At 44.3% G+C, this 327-nt stretch carries 1 pseudogene; it reads right to left on the reverse strand.

Annotation, left to right across the window (positions count from 1 at the left end):
- Positions 1–327 (reverse strand): annotated as a pseudogene (locus tag ACG9ZB_RS16830) (sodium:proton antiporter); the annotation flags it as partial.

Consider the following 327-nt stretch of genomic DNA (forward strand, 5'->3'; position numbering starts at 1 on the left):
GTTAAACACACTTAATAAAGGAGGAATCAGGACTGGAATAAACGCAATATGTACAGGAATGACGTTTTGTGAACAAATGGCTGCTCACGCGACGGTTATAAAAATCAGATATTTAACCCGATTTTGTGCCTTTTCATTGCTCGAACCTTTCAATGTTTTAATAAGCTTATAGGCCAACACGTCAGGTAAACCTGAGCGTGCCAAGGCCAAAGCAAATGCACCTAAGACCCCGTAAGCCAACGCAATTTTTGCGCCGCCCCCACGCCCATTATTAAATGCTTCGAGGGTACCGTGTAGCCCTAAACCAGCCAATAAACCACCTGTGAC

This window comes from Acinetobacter johnsonii (assembly GCF_048551975.1).
GTDB classification, from domain to species: domain Bacteria; phylum Pseudomonadota; class Gammaproteobacteria; order Pseudomonadales; family Moraxellaceae; genus Acinetobacter; species Acinetobacter johnsonii_A.